This window comes from Tessaracoccus sp. SD287 (assembly GCF_017355265.1).
GTDB lineage: Bacteria > Actinomycetota > Actinomycetes > Propionibacteriales > Propionibacteriaceae > Aestuariimicrobium.
Window position 1 is genome coordinate 215,585 of the sequence record NZ_JADIJQ010000001.1, and the last position, 16,417, is coordinate 232,001.

Sequence of the window (16,417 nt, forward strand, 5' to 3'; positions counted from 1 at the left end):
GGGCGCCGAGCTCACATCTTGACGAGGTCGAACAGGGCGCCGATTTCTTCCTTGGTGAGGTGACGCGACTCGCCGGGACGCATGTTGCCGAGCCGGACGGGGCCGATCGAGGTGCGGGTGAGCTTGTCGACCGGGTGTCCGACGGCGTCCATCATCCGACGCACGATGCGGTTGCGTCCCTCGTGCAGGGTGATCCTGACCAGGCTGCGACCGCCAGCCATGTCCATCAGCTTGACCTTGTCGGGTCGCACCGGGCCGTCCTCCAGGCGCAGGCCCTTGGACAGTCGCTGGATGGTCTTGTCGGAGACCTCGCCGAGCACCTCTGCCATGTAGGACTTCGACACCTGGTAACTGGGGTGGGCCATCCGGTGGGCGAACTCGCCGTCATTGGTCAGCAGGATCAGCCCCTCGGTGTCGGTGTCGAGGCGCCCGACGTGGAACAGGCGCTCCTTCTGGCGATCCATGTAGCGGGTCAGGGTGACCCGGCCCAGGGGGTCGTCCATGGTGGAGACCACGCCGCGGGGCTTGTTGAGCACGAAGTACAGGTGGTGGCGCGCCGGGGGGATGCGCTGGCCGTCCACGCGGATGGTGTCCCGGGCCGGGTCGACCCGCATGCCCTGGACGGTGACGATGCGGCCGTTGACCTCGATGCGGCCCTGGTCGATGAGGATTTCCGAGGCGCGCCGCGAGGCGATACCCGCCTGGGCGAGCACCTTCTGCAGCCGGATCTTGGGCTGCTCGGGCTGCTCGTCGGCCTGGTAGTCGGCCGGCACGTCGGAGACGTAGTCGTCGTCGGACTCCCCATCATCAACGGGGGCGGAGTCACCAACGGGCGCGTCATCGCTGGGGGCGAGGTCGTCGTTCTCGGTCTCCTCGGCCGGCACGACGTCGTCCACCTGCGGGTCCTGGTGGTGGTCAGTGCTCATCGTGGTTCTCCTCAGGGGTGGTGGTGCCGGCCTCGTGCTGGTCACCAGCCGGTGCAGCTGCGGCGTCTGCTTGCTCGCCGGGCGAAACCTCAACCATACGCGCAAGTTCGGCTTCGAGCTCACCGGCGTCGGGCAGGTGCGGGGCCAGCGGGGGCAGGTCGGTGATCGATTCCAGCCCCATGCGTTCCAGGAAGTAGTCGGTGGTGCGGAACAGCATCGCACCCGACGGCTCCGGGGACGGGGCCTCGTCCACCAGCCCGCGGGACAGCAATGTCCGCACCACGCCGTCCACGTTGACACCGCGTACGGCCGAGACCCGGGAGCGTGAGATGGGCTGCAGGTAGGCGATCACCGACAACGTCTCCAGGGCTGCCTGGCTGAGCTTGGACTGCTGACCCTCCAGCACCCAGCGGCTGATCAGCTCGCCGTGTTCGGGTCGGGTCCACAGCCGCCAGCCGCCGCCCACGTGGCGCAGTTCGAAGCCGCGGCCGGTCTGGTCGTAGAAGTCGACCAGCAGTCGGCAGGCCTGCTCGACCAGCTGCTCCGGCACCTCCAGTGCCTCGGCCAGGGTGGCCGACGGCACGGGTTCGGTCACCATCAGCAGCAGCGCCTCCAGGGGTGCGGTGAGCTGCTGCGGGTCGACGGGATCGACCTGTTCGGGTTCGACCTGCTGGGGTTCGGGCTGTTCGGGATGGCTCACGGGTTCTCCTGGCTGGCGGGCTGGTCGTATTCGTCGGAGATCTCGTACTGGTCGTGCGAGCCGGTCCAGCGCAGGGTCAACTCCCCCAACGGTGACAGCTGCTCGAAGGTGACCGCGCCGTCGCGGAACAGTTCCAGCAGGGCCAGGAACCGGGCCACCGTGGTGGCCCGGTCGGCGTCGGCGGTGAGCCGCCGAAAGGTCAGGGTGCCGGCTGCCTGCAGTCGTGCCACGACCAGTCGGGCCTGCTCCTTCACGTTGACGGTGCCCCCGTGCAGGTGGGTCAGGGATACCTCGGCGGCCTGCTGCGGGGCCAACAGCCGGGCGAGGATCGTGGCCAACCGTCCCGCCGGGGGCAGGGTGACGTCGGGGACGAGCGCGGCGAATTGCGCCTCGAGCCCGCCGGGGCGGGCGAATCGGGCGGACTCCTCCCCCAGTCTGGCCGCGACGTGACCCGAGACCGTCTTGAAGGCGCGGTACTGCAGCAGCCGTGCGAACAGCAGGTCGCGGGCCTCCAGCAGGGCCAGGTCCTCCAGGTCGTCGACCTCTCCCGAGGGCAGCAGTCGGGCGGTCTTCAGGTCGAGCAGGGTGGCCGCCACCAGCAGGAACGACGAGGTCTGCTCCAGGTCCCAGGCGGTGGCACCGACGGCGATGTAGGCGATGAACTCGTCGGTGACCGTCGACAGCGAAACCTCGGTGACGTCCAGCTTGTGCTTGCTGATCAATTGCAGCAGCAGATCGAAGGGGCCCTCGAAGTTGTCCAGTCGCACGGTGAAACCAGCGGGGGCGTCGACAGCGTCGGGGACGGCAGCCGCAGCAGCCCTGGACATCACGGCGTCCGCAGCCGGCGGGCCAGTTCCCCGTCGGAGCCGTGCTCGGCCAGGTCGGCCAGGGCCATCGCGACCGCGGCGCGCACGATGCGTCCACGGTCGGCCTTGAGGCCGTGTTCGGCGCGCAGGGTCAGCCGCGCCTGTTCCAGGGCGACCAGTTCGGTGGCGCTGACGTAGACGGTCATCTTCTCGTCGTGGCGGACGCGTCCGGTGTGGACGGCTTCGGTCGGGGCCGTCGGTGTTCCAGCGGTCGGTGTCCCAGCGGTCAGCGGTTCAGCGGTGGGGGGTTCAGCGGTCGGTGTGGACTGTCGCGACGCGGGCCGGTCGTCGGCACTGGGGGGCGGGGCGGCACCCGGCTGCACCGACGGCGGTGCCTCGGTGCGGCGGAACAGCTCCGAGGCCCCGGGCAGGCTCACCCGACGTGGCATCGGGCAAGCACCTCCCGGGCGAGCGAGCGGTAGGCGTGGGCGCCGGGCGAGGCGCTGGCGTAGGTGGTGATCGGTTCACCGGCGACGGTGGTCTCGGGGAACTTGATGGTGCGCCGGATCACGGTGTGGAAGACCTTTTCGCCGAAGGCCTGGACGACCCGCTCGAGCACCTCGCGGGAGTGCAGGGTGCGGGCGTCGTACATGGTGCCGACAATCCCCAGCAGTTCCAGGTCGGGGTTGAGGCGATCGGTGACCTTTTCGATGGTGTCGGTCAGCAGGGCGACGCCGCGCAGGGCGAAGAACTCGCACTCCAACGGGATCAGCACCTGGTCGGCGGCGGTCAGGGCGTTGACCGTCAGCAGCCCCAGTGAGGGCGCGCAGTCGATCAGGATGTAGTCGTAGGAGCCCTTGAGCTTGTCGAGCACCCGCTTCAGGGTCTGCTCACGGGCCACTTCGCTGACCAACTGGACCTCGGCCGCGGACAGGTCGATGTTGCTTGGCAGCAGGTCCAGTCCGTCGACGACGGTCTCGACGACCACCTCGTCGGGGGTGTACTGCTTGCTGAGCAGCAGGTTGTAGATGCTGCGCTCCAGGGTGTGCGGGTTGACGCCCAGGCCCACCGACAAGGATCCCTGCGGGTCGAAGTCGACCAGCAGCACCTTGCGCCCGGTCTCGGCGAGTGCGGCGCCCAGGTTGATGGTGGTCGTGGTCTTGCCGACCCCGCCCTTCTGGTTGGTCATCGCGATGATGACGGCCCGGGTGGGTCCCGGCCCCGGCGGGGTGGGTTCGGGCAGGCGGGGGAAGGGACGCCCCGTGGGGCCGATCTCGTCGTGGCCCAGACCCTGGTCGCTGGCCGAGGTGGTCACCCCGGGTGGCCCGGCAACCGCGAACAGGGCGTCCGGGTCAGGCCCCGCGCCGACGTCGGTGACCCGATGGTGGTCCTCGCCGTTGAGCAGCGGGGCATCGGTCCGCCCGCCATTGCGTTCCTGCTGGGTCTCAGCCACGTCGATCCCTTCGGTTGCGTATCGCTCACCGAAGTCTAGTGTGACCGGCGCACCGCCGGGCAGCAGGCCTCAGCGCGCCCGCGGGTGGGCCTCCAGGTAGACCTCGCGCAGGTGCTGCACCGTGACCAGGGTGTAGATCTGGGTGGTGGTGACCGAGGCATGGCCCAGTAGTTCCTGGACGACCCGGATGTCGGCGCCGCCGTCGAGCAGGTGCGTCGCGAAACTGTGGCGCAGGCTGTGTGGTGAGACCTCGACGCCGATCCGGGCCCGTCGGGCCGCCTGCTGGACGACGGCCCAGGCGCTCTGCCGTGAGAGGCGATTGCCGCGGGTGTTGAGCAGCAGCGCCGGTCCCGGTGTCCGTGCCCGGGTCTGCCACTGGGGTCGTCCGCGCACCAGCCAGGCGTCCAGGGCGTCGCGGGCATAGCTGCCCAGGGGGACGACGCGCTGCTTGTTGCCCTTGCCGAGCAGCCGCAGCCCGGCCTGGGGGTCGGCGATGCTGCGGGCCACCTCGTCGACGTCCAGGGCGCAGACCTCACTGATGCGGGCGCCGGTGCCGTAGAGCACCTCCAACAGGGCCGCGTCACGCAACCCCTCGATGGTCGTCGGGTCCGGGGTGGCGAGCAGGGCCTGCACCTGGTCCAGGTCCAGGGCCTTCGGCAGTCGGGTGCCGAGCCGCGGCGGTGAGATCTCCAGGGCGGGGTCAAGGGTGGTGATGCCCTCGGCGGTGGTGAATCGGTGGAATCCGCGGACCGCGACGATGGCGCGTCCGATCGACGACTTGGCCAGCGTCTGCCCGTCCCCCGCAGGCGCGGCGAGGTCCGCAGCGAAGGCGGTCACGTCCGGGCGGGTCACCTCAGCGATCGAGGTGATGCCGCGGGCGTGCAGGAACCCCAGGTAGCGCTGCAGGTCGCGCCGGTAGGAGGCCAACGTGTTGGCCGACAGTCCCCTCTCGACGCCGAGGTGGTCCAGGTAGTCCTCCACCACCCGGGTCAGCGGGCGGGGCGTCTCAGCGGGAGCGTCGCTGCCGGGCATGGACCTCACGCACCGGCCAGGGGGCGTCCGGTCGACGCAGCTGCTCGAGGCGTCCGGTACCGCGGGCGGCGGCCAGCGCCATCACGCCGGCGACCAGCAGCGGCGACTGCAGTCGGCCCTGCAGCACCCCGTCGACCAGGTCGTCGAAGGGCACCCAGCTGGTCTGCATGTGTGCTTCCTCGTCCTCCAGCACGAAGCCGTCGGGGTGGGACGCCGGGGACAGGTCGGTGGCCAGGTAGACGCGTGCCGATTCCTCGGAGCCGCCCGGACTGGTGCACAGGTCGACCAGGACGTGCCACTGCGCGGCCTGCAGCTGCGCCTCCTCGGCGAGTTCCCGCTGGGCGGCGACCAGGAAGTCCTCCCCATCGACGTCGAGCAGCCCCGCGGGCGGTTCGACGAGTTCCAGGCCGACGGGGTGGCGGTACTGGTGCACCACGGCCACCCGGTCCTGGGCGTCGACGGCGATGATGCCGACGGCGCCCGGGTGCGAGATGAACTGGCGGCTGAAGGGTTCACCGCTGGGCGGCACCACCGACTCCTGGATGAAGTGGCACACCCGGCCCCGGGCCAGCACCTCGCTGGAGGCGACGGGCCAGGCCATCGGCTGGTCGGTGGGGGCGCTCACGGCTGGTCCGGGCCCTCGGCCTCGGTCCCGGCCTCGGCAGCCACCGGGTTGCCGTCGACGTCGACCGGCAGCCGGTTCGCCTGGGCTCGGGCCAGCGCCGCCGCGACCAGCCCCTGGAACAGCGGGTGCGGACGGGTGGGGCGCGACTTCAGCTCGGGGTGGGCCTGGGTGGCGACGTAGTAGGGGTGGACCTCACGTGGCAGTTCGACGAACTCCACCAGGTTGCGATCGGGCGAGGTGCCGGAGATGACCAGCCCCGCCTTCTCGAGCACCTCGCGGTAGCTGTTGTTGACCTCGTAGCGGTGGCGGTGGCGCTCCTCGACCTTGGTCCTGCCGTAGGCGCGGGCGACCACCGAACCGCGCACCAGTTCGGCCGGGTAGGAACCGAGCCGCATCGAGCCGCCCAGGTCACCCTCACCCTGGACGATCTGCTGCTGCTCCTCCATGGTGGCAATGACCGGTGAGCCGGTCTCGGGCTCGAACTCGGTGGAGGCCGCGTCCGGGATGCCGGCCAGGTTGCGGGCGGCTTCGATGACCATGCATTGCAGGCCCAGGCACAGCCCCAGCGTCGGGATCTGGTTCTGCCGGGCGAAGGTGAGGGCACCCAGCTTGCCCTCGACGCCGCGGATGCCGAACCCGCCCGGCACGCAGATGCCGTCGACGTCGCCCAACTGCTCCAGGGCACCCTCGGGGGTCTCGCAGGTGTCGGAGGCGACCCAGCGGAGGTTGACCTTGGCCTTGTTGGCGAAGCCACCGGCACGCAACGCCTCGGTCACCGACAGGTAGGCGTCGGGCAGGTCGATGTACTTGCCCACCAGGGCGATGGTGACCTCTTCGGTCGGGTTCTCGACGCTGTCGAGCAGTTGGTTCCACTTGGTCCAGTCGACGTCGCGGAACTTCAGGCTGAGGCGTCGCACCACGTAGGCGTCCAGGCCCTCGTCGTGCAGCACCCGCGGGATGGCATAGATCGAGGGGGCGTCGATGCAGGCCACCACCGCCTCCTCGTCGACGTCACAACTCATCGCGATCTTGCGCTTGATGCCCTCGCCGAGCTCGCGGTTCGCGCGGCAGACGATGGCGTCGGGGGTGATGCCGACCTCACGCAGTTTGGCCACCGAGTGCTGGGTGGGCTTGGTCTTCATCTCCCCCGAGGGGCCGATGTAGGGCACGAGGGAGACGTGCAGGAAGAAGACGTTGTCGCGTCCCACCTCGTGGCGGACCTGGCGTGCGGCCTCCAGGAAGGGCAAGGACTCGATGTCACCGACGGTGCCACCGACCTCGTGGATGACCAGGTCGACGCCCGGCCCGCCGACAGCGAGCATGCGTTCCTTGATCTCGTTGGTGATGTGCGGAATGACCTGGACCGTGTCGCCGAGGTAGTCGCCGCGGCGTTCCTTGGCGATGACCGTCGAGTAGACCTTGCCGGTGGTGACATTGGCCGCCCCGTCGAGGTTGACGTCCAGGAAGCGCTCGTAGTGGCCGATGTCGAGGTCGGTCTCTGCGCCGTCCTCGGTGACGAAGACCTCACCGTGCTGGAACGGGTTCATCGTGCCCGGATCGACATTCAGGTACGGGTCGAGCTTCTGCATGCTCACCCTCAGTCCCCGGGCGACCAGCAGGTTGCCGAGGCTGGAGGCGGTCAGGCCCTTGCCGAGGGACGAGACGACGCCGCCCGTGACGAATAGATGCTTGGTTACCTTCGCGTTGCCCACGGGCTGCCATCCTATGCCAAATTCGGTTCGCCGCTGACCCGCCTCGCGCAGGGCGAACGGCCGACGGCAAGACCTGTTCAGCAAACATGAAAGACTGGGGGCATGCAACTGCCCATTGATGTGCCAGTCGCACCGATGCTGGCACGACTCATTGGCGAGATCCCAGCGGCGGATGCGGTACCAGCCGGTTATCTCTACGAACCCAAGTGGGACGGCTTCCGTTGCATCGTGTTGCGTGACGGCGACCAGATCGAGCTGACCAGCCGGATGAACAAGTCGCTGACCTCGTACTTTCCCGAGATCGTCGAGTACGTCCGTGACTCGCTGCCCGAACGGTGCGCCGTCGACACCGAGATCATCGTCCCCAACGGGCCCATGGGCGCCCAGCACCTCGACTGGGACGCGCTCAGCAGCCGGGTGCACCCCTCGCTGCGTCGGGTGGCACGGATGGCTGAGCAGATGCCGGCCGAGATGGTCGCCTTCGACGTGTTGGCACTCGACGACAAGGACCTGCGCCAGCAGACGTTCGCCGCGCGGCGCCGCGTGTTGGAGGAACTGTTCACCAAGGTGGCCCCCGGCGTGGGGCTGCACCTGACGTCACAGACCCACGACGCCGAGGTGGCCCGCGGCTGGTTCGACAGCTTTGAGGGTTCCGGCCTGGATGGCCTGGTGGTCAAGGATGCTGCCGGTGTCTACGAGTACGGACGACGCAGCTGGTTGAAGGTCAAGCATGCCCGCACCGCCGAAGCCATCGTCGTCGGCTACCGCCGCACCCCGCGCTACCGCGGGGTGGGGCACCTGGTGCTGGCGATGTACGGCCCCGGGAACGAGTCGCTGCACTACGTCGGGATGGTCAACGCCCTCAGCGACCAGCAGCGCATCGACCTGGCCGAGGAACTGCGTCCGCTGGAACTGGCTGCCGCCGACGCCCCGGTGCTGCATGGGCTCCCGGGGGCGGGGACGGCGATGAGCGCCCACTCCCTGGTGGCCCTGCAGCCGTTGATGGTGGTCGAGGTGGAGTTCGACCAGCTCGAGGGCAACCAGTTCCGGCACCCGGCGAAGTTCCGGCGGCGGCGGGTGGACCGGGATCCCCGGTCATGCCGACTCGACCAGTTGAACGTCGACTCGGCCTACGACCTGGCCACCATGCTCGAATGAGCTGAGCGGGGCTGGCGGGCCTCCAGCGCCGTCGCGAGCAGCTCCCGGGCGTGTTCCTGGGCGCTGGTGGTGTGTTCCATGCCGCCCATCATGCGGGCCAGCTCGGCCTCACGGGCTGCCCCGGTGACCTCGGCGACGCCACTGGAGGTGACCTCACCGTCGGACTGCTTGAGCACCACGAACTGGGCGTCGGCGAAGGCGGCGACCTGGGCCAGGTGCGTGACCACCAGCACCTGGGCATGTTCGGCCAACCGGGCCAGCCGTCGGCCCACCTCCAGGGCCACGGCACCGCCGATGCCGGCGTCCACCTCGTCGAAGACGAAGGTGTGTCCCTGTCCCTCACCGGCCAGCACCACCTCCAGCGCCAGCCGGACGCGGGACAACTCGCCGCCCGAGGCCACCTTGCCCAGCGGCGCCGGCGGGCTGCCCGCGTTCGCGGCGAACAGCAGCTGCACCGCTTCGGCGCCGTGCGGGCCCACCTCGTCGGTGGGCACCAGGGCGAACTGGATGCGGGCGTGGCGCATGGCCAGGGCAGCCAGTTCGGCGTGGACCGCGTCGGACAGGTGCTGGGCCCCGGCCTTCCGGGCTGCCGTGATCTGCGCCGCCGAGGCGTCCAAGCGGGCGGTGAGGTCGACCACCTGGGTCCGGAGCTGTTCGATGCGCTCGTCGGAGCCCTCGAGCTCGTCCAGGCGCACGGCGGACTGGGCGGCCCAGGCCAGCACCTCGGTGATCGTTGAACCGTACTTGCGAGTGAGTCCGGACACCTCGGACTGACGCTGCAGGACCTGGTCGAGCCGGGCCGGGTCGGCGTCCAGGTCGGCCCGGTAGGAGGCGATGTCGGCGGCCAGGTCGTTGAGCTGGTGGCCCATCTCGGTGGCCCGCACCAGCAACTCGGCCGCGGTGGGGTCCAGCCCGGCCAGTGAGTCGACGGCGCGTCGGGCCCGGCCCACCAGACCCACGGCCCCGACGTCGTCACTGGCGGGGTCCTCGCTGCCGGACAGGAGCATCGAGGCCTCCTGGGACAGTGTCTGCAGTTCGTCCAGGGAGGTCAGGCGGGCGGCCTCGGTGGCCAGGGCCTGATCCTCGCCCGGGTGGGGGTCGACGGCGGCGATCTCGTCGAGGCCGAGGCGCAGCAGGCCGGCCTCCCGGGCACGTTCCTGGGCGCGGGTGGTGAGTTCGTCGAGCTCGGCCAGGACGGCACGTCGCTGGTCGTGGAGTCGGCGGTGGTCGGCCACCCGGGCCAGGTGCTCGGGTCCGCAGGCACGGTCGAGGACGTCGCGCTGGCGTTCGGTGCTGGCCAGCCGAACCTGCCCTGACTGGCCGTGGATGGTGGCCAGTTCGGTGGTGACGGCGCTGAGCCCGGCCAGGGTGGTCTGGGCACCGCCGACGAAGGCCCGGGAGCGACCGGCCGCGCTGATCTGACGGCTGGCCAGCAGTTCCCCGTCGTCGAGTGCGCCGCCTCGGTCCTCGACGGCCTGTTCGTCCACGTCGTCGAAACGTCCCTCGACCAGGGCCCGGTCGCTGCCGTGGCGCACCACCCCCGAGTCGGCGCGTTCGCCCAGCAGCAGTCCCAGCCCGCTGGTGACCATGGTCTTCCCGGCGCCGGTCTCGCCGGTCAGTGCGGTCATGCCGGGGCCCAGGCTGAGCGTGGCGTCGGCGATCACGCCCAGGTTCTGGATGCGCAGTTCACGCAGCACGACTCAGGCCTCCGGCTGCGCCGGACCGCTCGTGGCAGCCGCTTCCTGCTGGGGGTGGCGCTGCTGGGGCGGGCGCCAGCCGTCAATGGTCAGGTTGAACTTCTTCACCAACCGGGTGGTGAACGGCTGCTCGGTGAGGCGGGCCAGGCGCAGCGGATGGTGGCCGCGCACGACGGTGACCCGGTGGCCGGGGTGGGCGTCGAAGGTGCGGCGTCCGTCGCACCACAGCACGGCAGCGCCAAGGTTCTGGGACAGGATGTCGAGGTCGACGCGCGAGTTGGGGCTGAGCACCATGGGGCGGGCGAACAGGGCGTGGGCGGACAGCGGGACCAGTTCGATGGCCGCGACGTCGGGCCACATCACCGGTCCCCCGGCGCTGAACGCGTAGGCCGTCGACCCGGTCGGGGTGCTGACCAGCACCCCGTCCCCCGCCCAGCGGCTGATGGGGCGCTCGTCGATGTGGGCCAGCACCTCCAGCATGCGTTCCCGTGACGCCTTCTCGAGCGAGACCTCGTTGATGGCGAACGACTCCCACAACTGCTGGCCGCTCTGGTCGTGCACGGTGACCGCCAGGGTGAGGCGTTCCTCGACGTCGTAGCTGCGTGCCAGGACGTGGGTCACCAGGTGTTCGACGTCGGAGGAGTCGAGTTCGGCGAGGAAGCCGACGTGGCCCAGATTGACGCCCAGCAGGGGCACCTCGGGCTCGTTGGCCCATTCCGCGGCGCGCAGGATCGTGCCGTCGCCGCCAAAGACGACGACCAGTTCGACGCCGTCGGCCGACAGGTCGGTGCCGGCCCGCACGTGGCCGGCTGCCACCAGGTCGGGCAGCGCCCGGGTGCACTGCTCCACCTGTTCGGGCAGCACGATGCTGTCCACACCGAACTCGACCATGCGTCGGATGAACTCGGCGGCGGTGTGGAGCGCTTCCTCACGGATGGGGTGGATCATGACGGCAATGCGGCGGTTGCCCATCTCATCTCCTGGTGCGCTCGGTGACGGGTGCACTGACACCCTAGCCCCCGACCCCGACGCCGTCGGCCCGCTGCAGCACCAGGAAGAACTCCTGGTTGCCGGCGCTGCCGGTGATCGCCGCCGGACGCGGTTCGCTGCTGGCCCAGCCGAGTGCGGCGGCGTCATCACGCACGGCCTGGACGACCTCGTCCCGGACGGCGGGGTCGGTGACGACGCCTCCGGCGCCGAGCCGGCTGCGTCCGACCTCGAACTGTGGTTTGACCATGACCAGGGCCCGACCCGCAGGTTTGAGCACCGACAGCACCGGCCCGAGCAGCATCCGTACCGAGATGAACGAGACGTCGCAGACGACCAGGTCCACCAGTTCGGGCAGGTCGGCCGGCGTCAGCGCCCGCAGGTTGAAGCCGTCCAGGGCGTGGACGCGGGGGTCGGCGCGCAGGCCTGCGTCGAGTTGGTCGTGACCCACGTCGATGGCGTGCACCCGGCCGGCCCCGCGGTGCAGGCAGACCTGGGTGAACCCGCCGGTGGAGGCGCCGGCGTCCAGCACGACGGGGGCGTCGGCGAACAAGGTGTTCTCGGGGTCGATCTCGTCGAGGATGCCGATGAGTTTCAGCGCGGCGCGCGAGACCCATTGCTGGGCCACGATGACCTCGAGCAGGTCGTCGGGGCCGACCGGCGTCGACGTACGGGTGGCGGGTTCCCCGTTGAGCAGCACCTGCTGGTCGGCGACCAGCCGTTGGGCGATGTTGCGTGAGGTGGCCAGGCCCCGGGCGACGAGTTCCAGGTCGAGGCGGCGTCCAGGCTTCGGCATCAGCGGGGTCCCGGCAGGCCCGGCCGCGGTGGTGTCGGCGTCTGGTCGTGTCGGTGCTCCAGGACCGAGGCAAGCACCTCGACGACGGCGCTGATCCTGGCGTGCTGCTCGGTGGGGGGATGGTCGCGCACGGTGCCGAACTCGGTGAGCGCGGCATCGACGACCGGGTGGCCGGTGGTGGGGGCCGGAGTTTCGACGTCCTGCTCGGGGGTGGTCATGGGGCGAGTTTACGGGCTGGGGCGCGGGTCATCGCCCAGGCCACGGGCGACCATCGCCTCGCCGGTCCTGGTGGCGTAGGCGACCGCGTCCACCACCACCGGTGTCACCCGGGCGAACAGGTTGCGCTCGATGCCGCGGGCACGGGCCGACTCACCCACCCTGCTGAAGCTGTCGACCAGGTAGGGCACCGACCTCAGCATGACCATGACGGCCAGCCCGAACTTCTCGGCGCTGAGGCCGACCCAGTCCAGCGGCCGGGCCAGCGTCACCAGGACGTCGACCAGGTCCATGGCCGGGGTGGTCATGGTGATCAGCCGCCCCAGGTAGAAGGCACCCACGATGTTGGCGCCGGTGACCAGCGCGTCAACGGGGCTGCCGAACAGCAGCGGGTAGGCGACGATCATCAGGGTGACCACCCAGAACAGCGGACGCACCGCCAGGCTGCGGCGCCAGGGGATCTTGCTGGCGACCAGCAGCCCCACCGCCACGACCACCAGGGCCAGGGACAGCCATGGGTCGCGGAACAGCACCGCGGGCAGGGTGGTCAGGGTGAGGATGGCGAACTTCACCCCGGCAGGCAGCCGGTGCACGGCCGATCCGGTCGGGGTGTAGAGGCCGAACAGTTGGTGGTGGGCCTTCATCGTCGTTCCATCACCGTCCGGTAGTGGGCGACGACCTCGGCGGGGGCGCCGTCGGCGACCACCCGGCCCTGGTCGATCATCAGCACCCGTTCGGCGTGGGCGGCGAAGTCAAGGTCATGGGTGGCCAGCACCACCTGCTGCTCCAGGCCCATCAGGGCGTCGATGACCTGCAGCCGGTTGCGCAGGTCCAGCAAGGTGGTGGGCTCGTCGGCGACGACGATGGAGGGGTCCACGGCCAGGACGGCGGTCAGGGACACCAGTTGGCGCTCGCCGCCGGACAGGTCGTAGATGGAGGTCTGGGCGACCTGGCCCAGACCGCGGCGCTCCAGCAGTTCCGCGGCCCTGGCCCGGCGATCCCGGCGGTTGCGGATGACGCGACGCAGGCTGAGTTCGACGTCGTCGGCGGGGGTGGACATGACCAACTGGTGCAGCGGGTCGGTGAAGACGAAGCCGACCCTGCGCCGCACCGCGGCCCCGTCGGTGGCCGTGTCGTGGCCGTCGACCCGGACGCTGCCGCTGGTGGGGATGGTGAGCCCGTTGAGCATCCGCAGCAGGGTCGACTTGCCCGACCCGTTGGCACCGATCAATGCGACCCGGTGCTCGCCGAGCTCCAGGGACGTCGGTTCCAGGATGGTCCGTGGGGCCAGTCCGCTGCCGTGGGCCACCTCGACCTGCAGACCGGCCCGGTGCAGGACGATCACGAGGGGTCAGGCAGCCCTGGTGGTGGCCGTCACGGGGCGACGGTGTGCCCGCAGTGCGGGGAAGGCCTTGTGGACGGCCGTGGCGATCAGGGCGGCGACCACGGTCTTGACCAGGTCGCCGGGCCAGAAGGCGAGGTCGAGGGTGACGGCCCGCTCCAGGGTGGTGGGGATGTTGCGGGCCATGCCCAGGATGCCCAGCGGGTGGATCACCAGGAAGCTGCCGACCAGTCCGGCCACCACCAGCAGCGTCGGGCGCAGCCAGTTCGTGCGTCGCAGTGCCACGGCCGAGAGCAGCCCGACGACGACCGCGTACAGCGGGAACGCAATCAGGTATCCGGCCGACGGCTTGGCCAGGACCGCGATGGTCGAGGCCCCCTGGGCGAAGACCGGCAGCCCGGCGAAACCGACCACCAGGTAGAGCAGGGTCGCTGCCGCCCCCCGCCAAGGGCCGATGATCATGGCGGTGAGCGCGACGGCCAGGGTCTGCAGGGTGATGGGCACGGCGTTGCCGGGCAGTGGCACCGCTGGGGCCAACGAGAAGGCGGCGATGAGTGCGGCAAAGACGGCGATGAATGCCAGGTCCATGATGGACGAACGCTTCGCTGTGGGCATGGGAACTCCTTCAGAACACTGACATGGTGGCGGGCTCGACTATAGCTGCCGGCTCACCGAGCGGTGCCGCCGGTCAGCCGACCTGGTCGAGCTGGTCGATCGCCGCCCGGCCGTCCGCGTCGCGCTGCCAGACCAGCTGCAGCACTGCCCACAGGGCGTCCAGTTGACCGTCACGGTCAGCCGGGACACGGTCGAGGGTGACGACGCCGTCGACGATGGTGGCCGTGACCTCACCGACGACCGCCGTGTCACCGCTCACGTCGGCCTCGCGGGTCGGTGCGAGCATCGCCCCCAGGTCGTGACCGATGTGGGTGGGGCGACCATGGTCGGGGGCCTCGAGGAGGTCCTGTTTGCCGTGGGCACCGGTGAAGACGAACAGGGAGTCCATGCCGACCCCGGCTGCGCCCATGATGTCGGTGTCGATGCGGTCGCCGACGAACAGCGGGTGCTTCGCACCGAGACGCAGGACGGTCTCGTTCATCAGTGGGGGGTACGGCTTGCCGGCAATGATGGGTTCGACGTCGACCACGCTGCCCACCACGTCCACCATGGGGCCGGCGCCGGGCACCAGACCCTTGTTGGTGGGGCGGTTGGCGTCGGTATTGCTGACGAACCAGACTGCTCCATGCTGGATGGCGTGGCCGGCGTCCTCAAGGCGTGGCCACGTCATGTTGGGGTCGTAGCCCTGGACCACCGCCATGGGGTTGTCGGCGCTGGAGTTGACCACGGCCAGACCGACCGCCGTGACTTGGTCAGCGAGGGCGCGGGTGCCCACCACCAGCACCGGGGCACCCTCGGGCAGTTGGCTGGCCATCAGGCGGGCGACCGCCTGCGAGCTGGCCACGACGTCGGCCTCGTCAGCCTCGACCCCGAGTTCGGTGAGGTGCTCGGCGACCGACTTCGGGGCGCGGGCGGCATTGTTGGTCACGAAGCCGACGCGGATGTGGCGCTGGCGCAGTTCGGTGATGGCCTCGGCGGCGCCGGGAATGACTTCGGGACCGAGGTAGATGACCCCGTCCAGGTCGAAGAGTCCGGCGTCGTAGTTGTCAATGAGGCTCATTCTTCGTCCTTGTCTGCATCCCCGAGCGGGATGTCCTCGTCGGCGGTGGCGGTGTCCTGGGCGGGTTCGTCCTGCCCGGTGGTGTCTTCCTCGTCGGACTCGTCGGCGACCGGCTCGTCCTCGTCCTCGTCGTCCTCGTCGGACTCGTCGGCGACCGGCCCGTCCTCGTCCTCGTCGTCGTCACCCATGGCAATGATGTCGACGTCGTACTCCTGGCCGGTTTCCGAACCGGCTCCCAGACGTGCCAACCGCATCGGGGCGTCCAGCACTTCCTCGGTGTCCAGGCCCGCGGCCGTCGAGAACTGCTCGATCGCTGCGTCGGTGAGTCCGCGCTGTTCGAGCAGGTCGCCGGCGGCGTAGTGCAGCCGGGCACGCGCCTCCTTGGGTCCCTGGCGTGAGGTGATCGCAGCCTGGAGCAGACGCAAGGCCTCATCGGCCTGGCCCAGGTCGGCACGAGCGCCTGCCTCGACGATGGTCATCTCGAGTTGCATGGCCGGGTCGAGTTCCAGCCGAGCCGCGTCACGGGCCAGTTTGAGGGCCTCGCGTGGTTTGCCGAGGGCGCGCTCACAGTCGGCCATGACGGGCAGGTAGTCCCCGCTTCCCGACATCCGGTACAGCGCCCTGTACTCGCTCAGCGCGGTCGACCAGTCACCGGCGTTGTAGGCCGCCTCGGCGGTCGCCTCCCGGACGACGGGCAGGCGGGCGGCGCGACGCCGAGCTGCTTGGGCGTGGGCCAGCGCCAGCTCGGGATCCTCGTCCATCAACTCCCCCGCCATGGCCAGGTGTGCGCCGACGATGTTGGCCAAGTCCTTGGGCAGGCCCCGCAGTTCCGCCCGGACCGGGCGCGGCAACGTCTTCTCGTCGAAGTCAGCCGGCGTGTCCGGCTCGTTGGCCTTGCGCTGCAGCCCCGGGCGCTGGGACCGCTGGAGTTCGCGCACTTCCTCGCGGGTCAGTTCGGGTTCGTCGCCGAAACGCTCCCGACGGTCGTCCCCACGGAAACCAGCCGAGCGATCATCGCGACCACGGCCGTCGCCGCCACGGAAACCACCCGCACGATCATCACGACCACGGCTGTCGCCACCACGGAAGCCGCCTGGACGCTCGTCACGACCGCGGAAGCCACCGGAACGATCATCACGACCACGATTCTCACCGCCACGGAAGCCGCCGGGACGATCATCACGGCCACGGCCGTCGCCGCCACGGAAGCCGCCGGGACGATCATCACGGCCACGGCCGTCGCCGCCACGGAAGCCACCGGGACGCTCGTCACGACCGCGGAAGCCACCGGA

19 protein-coding genes are annotated in these 16,417 nt (G+C 70.1%); 1 reads left to right on the top strand and 18 read right to left on the bottom strand.

Translation table 11 applies throughout. From position 1 onward, the window contains the following. Positions 1 to 11: 11 nt before the first annotated feature. The 8 genes from IPV09_RS01010 to IPV09_RS01045 form a co-directional block, all read right to left on the bottom strand. Positions 12 to 926 carry a pseudouridine synthase gene (locus tag IPV09_RS01010; protein ID WP_207473004.1) on the bottom strand — a complete coding sequence of 305 codons (915 nt, stop codon included), beginning with the start codon at positions 924 to 926 and terminating at the stop codon, positions 12 to 14. Further along, complete coding sequence (locus tag IPV09_RS01015; protein ID WP_370590167.1) at positions 916 to 1,626, bottom strand: SMC-Scp complex subunit ScpB; 711 nt, start codon at positions 1,624 to 1,626, stop codon at positions 916 to 918. Before IPV09_RS01015 ends, IPV09_RS01010 begins: the two co-directional genes overlap by 11 nt. Next, a complete protein-coding gene (locus IPV09_RS01020; protein WP_207473005.1) occupies positions 1,623 to 2,453 on the bottom strand; it encodes a ScpA family protein in 831 nt (276 codons plus the stop codon). Before IPV09_RS01020 ends, IPV09_RS01015 begins: the two co-directional genes overlap by 4 nt. Next, positions 2,453 to 2,881, bottom strand: coding sequence for a hypothetical protein (locus tag IPV09_RS01025; RefSeq protein ID WP_207473006.1), 429 nt, complete (start codon positions 2,879 to 2,881; stop codon positions 2,453 to 2,455). The genes IPV09_RS01020 and IPV09_RS01025 overlap by 1 nt, the downstream gene beginning before the upstream one ends. Then, entirely contained in the window at positions 2,866 to 3,837 is a 972-nt protein-coding gene (locus IPV09_RS01030; RefSeq protein ID WP_370590171.1) for a ParA family protein, read from the bottom strand. The genes IPV09_RS01025 and IPV09_RS01030 overlap by 16 nt, the downstream gene beginning before the upstream one ends. 117 nt (positions 3,838 to 3,954) lie before the next feature. After that, positions 3,955 to 4,917 (bottom strand): site-specific tyrosine recombinase XerD, encoded by a 963-nt coding sequence (locus IPV09_RS01035; RefSeq protein WP_207473007.1) that lies wholly within the window; start codon positions 4,915 to 4,917, stop codon positions 3,955 to 3,957. After that, positions 4,892 to 5,518, bottom strand: a complete 627-nt coding sequence (locus IPV09_RS01040; protein WP_207473058.1) for an NUDIX hydrolase — start codon at positions 5,516 to 5,518, stop codon at positions 4,892 to 4,894. Before IPV09_RS01040 ends, IPV09_RS01035 begins: the two co-directional genes overlap by 26 nt. A gap of 20 nt (positions 5,519 to 5,538) precedes the next feature. Then, on the bottom strand, positions 5,539 to 7,254 hold the full coding sequence (locus IPV09_RS01045; RefSeq protein WP_207473008.1) for a CTP synthase: 1,716 nt from the start codon (positions 7,252 to 7,254) through the stop codon (positions 5,539 to 5,541). 102 nt (positions 7,255 to 7,356) lie between these two features. Between IPV09_RS01045 and IPV09_RS01050 the strand changes: the two genes are divergently transcribed. Beyond that, positions 7,357 to 8,412: an ATP-dependent DNA ligase gene (locus IPV09_RS01050; protein WP_207473009.1), complete on the top strand. Its 1,056-nt coding sequence runs from the start codon at positions 7,357 to 7,359 to the stop codon at positions 8,410 to 8,412. On the opposite strand, the gene recN is transcribed toward IPV09_RS01050, so the two are convergent. From recN to IPV09_RS01100, 10 genes are all read right to left on the bottom strand, one after another. Beyond that, positions 8,385 to 10,109 (bottom strand): DNA repair protein RecN, encoded by a 1,725-nt coding sequence (gene recN, locus IPV09_RS01055; RefSeq protein WP_207473010.1) that lies wholly within the window; start codon positions 10,107 to 10,109, stop codon positions 8,385 to 8,387. The two genes, IPV09_RS01050 and recN, sit on opposite strands and share 28 nt — an antisense overlap. A 3-nt stretch (positions 10,110 to 10,112) precedes the next feature. Then, positions 10,113 to 11,081 (bottom strand): NAD kinase, encoded by a 969-nt coding sequence (locus IPV09_RS01060; RefSeq protein WP_207473011.1) that lies wholly within the window; start codon positions 11,079 to 11,081, stop codon positions 10,113 to 10,115. A gap of 40 nt (positions 11,082 to 11,121) precedes the next feature. Continuing rightward, on the bottom strand, positions 11,122 to 11,892 hold the full coding sequence (locus IPV09_RS01065) for a TlyA family RNA methyltransferase (RefSeq protein WP_207473012.1): 771 nt from the start codon (positions 11,890 to 11,892) through the stop codon (positions 11,122 to 11,124). Further along, positions 11,892 to 12,110 carry a hypothetical protein gene (locus tag IPV09_RS01070; RefSeq protein WP_207473013.1) on the bottom strand — a complete coding sequence of 73 codons (219 nt, stop codon included), beginning with the start codon at positions 12,108 to 12,110 and terminating at the stop codon, positions 11,892 to 11,894. Before IPV09_RS01070 ends, IPV09_RS01065 begins: the two co-directional genes overlap by 1 nt. Positions 12,111 to 12,119: 9 nt before the next feature. Continuing rightward, complete coding sequence (locus IPV09_RS01075) at positions 12,120 to 12,752, bottom strand: energy-coupling factor transporter transmembrane protein EcfT (protein WP_207473014.1); 633 nt, start codon at positions 12,750 to 12,752, stop codon at positions 12,120 to 12,122. Next, entirely contained in the window at positions 12,749 to 13,453 is a 705-nt protein-coding gene (locus IPV09_RS01080) for an energy-coupling factor ABC transporter ATP-binding protein (RefSeq protein WP_370590168.1), read from the bottom strand. The genes IPV09_RS01075 and IPV09_RS01080 overlap by 4 nt, the downstream gene beginning before the upstream one ends. Positions 13,454 to 13,459: 6 nt before the next feature. Beyond that, entirely contained in the window at positions 13,460 to 14,065 is a 606-nt protein-coding gene (locus tag IPV09_RS01085; protein WP_207473015.1) for a biotin transporter BioY, read from the bottom strand. 73 nt (positions 14,066 to 14,138) lie between these two features. Next, positions 14,139 to 15,125: an HAD-IIA family hydrolase gene (locus tag IPV09_RS01090; protein WP_207473017.1), complete on the bottom strand. Its 987-nt coding sequence runs from the start codon at positions 15,123 to 15,125 to the stop codon at positions 14,139 to 14,141. Next, positions 15,122 to 16,063 carry a hypothetical protein gene (locus IPV09_RS01095; RefSeq protein WP_370590169.1) on the bottom strand — a complete coding sequence of 314 codons (942 nt, stop codon included), beginning with the start codon at positions 16,061 to 16,063 and terminating at the stop codon, positions 15,122 to 15,124. The genes IPV09_RS01090 and IPV09_RS01095 overlap by 4 nt, the downstream gene beginning before the upstream one ends. A gap of 11 nt (positions 16,064 to 16,074) precedes the next feature. Next, the coding region (locus IPV09_RS01100) for a hypothetical protein (protein ID WP_207473019.1) at positions 16,075 to 16,417 on the bottom strand (343 nt) is incomplete at its 5' end.

Excerpts from the sequence above, each read along its gene's own strand:
- IPV09_RS01090 (WP_207473017.1), bottom strand. The coding sequence starts at position 15,125 with ATGAGCCTCATTGACAACTACGACGCCGGACTCTTCGACCTGGACGGG.
- IPV09_RS01025 (WP_207473006.1), bottom strand. The coding sequence starts at position 2,881 with ATGCCACGTCGGGTGAGCCTGCCCGGGGCCTCGGAGCTGTTCCGCCGC.
- IPV09_RS01020 (WP_207473005.1), bottom strand. The coding sequence starts at position 2,453 with ATGTCCAGGGCTGCTGCGGCTGCCGTCCCCGACGCTGTCGACGCCCCC.
- IPV09_RS01065 (WP_207473012.1), bottom strand. The coding sequence starts at position 11,892 with ATGCCGAAGCCTGGACGCCGCCTCGACCTGGAACTCGTCGCCCGGGGC.
- IPV09_RS01040 (WP_207473058.1), bottom strand. The coding sequence starts at position 5,518 with ATGGCCTGGCCCGTCGCCTCCAGCGAGGTGCTGGCCCGGGGCCGGGTG.
- IPV09_RS01035 (WP_207473007.1), bottom strand. The coding sequence starts at position 4,917 with ATGCCCGGCAGCGACGCTCCCGCTGAGACGCCCCGCCCGCTGACCCGG.
- IPV09_RS01075 (WP_207473014.1), bottom strand. The coding sequence starts at position 12,752 with ATGAAGGCCCACCACCAACTGTTCGGCCTCTACACCCCGACCGGATCG.
- IPV09_RS01050 (WP_207473009.1), top strand. The coding sequence starts at position 7,357 with ATGCAACTGCCCATTGATGTGCCAGTCGCACCGATGCTGGCACGACTC.
- IPV09_RS01060 (WP_207473011.1), bottom strand. The coding sequence starts at position 11,081 with ATGGGCAACCGCCGCATTGCCGTCATGATCCACCCCATCCGTGAGGAA.
- IPV09_RS01010 (WP_207473004.1), bottom strand. The coding sequence starts at position 926 with ATGAGCACTGACCACCACCAGGACCCGCAGGTGGACGACGTCGTGCCG.
- IPV09_RS01070 (WP_207473013.1), bottom strand. The coding sequence starts at position 12,110 with ATGACCACCCCCGAGCAGGACGTCGAAACTCCGGCCCCCACCACCGGC.
- IPV09_RS01085 (WP_207473015.1), bottom strand. The coding sequence starts at position 14,065 with ATGCCCACAGCGAAGCGTTCGTCCATCATGGACCTGGCATTCATCGCC.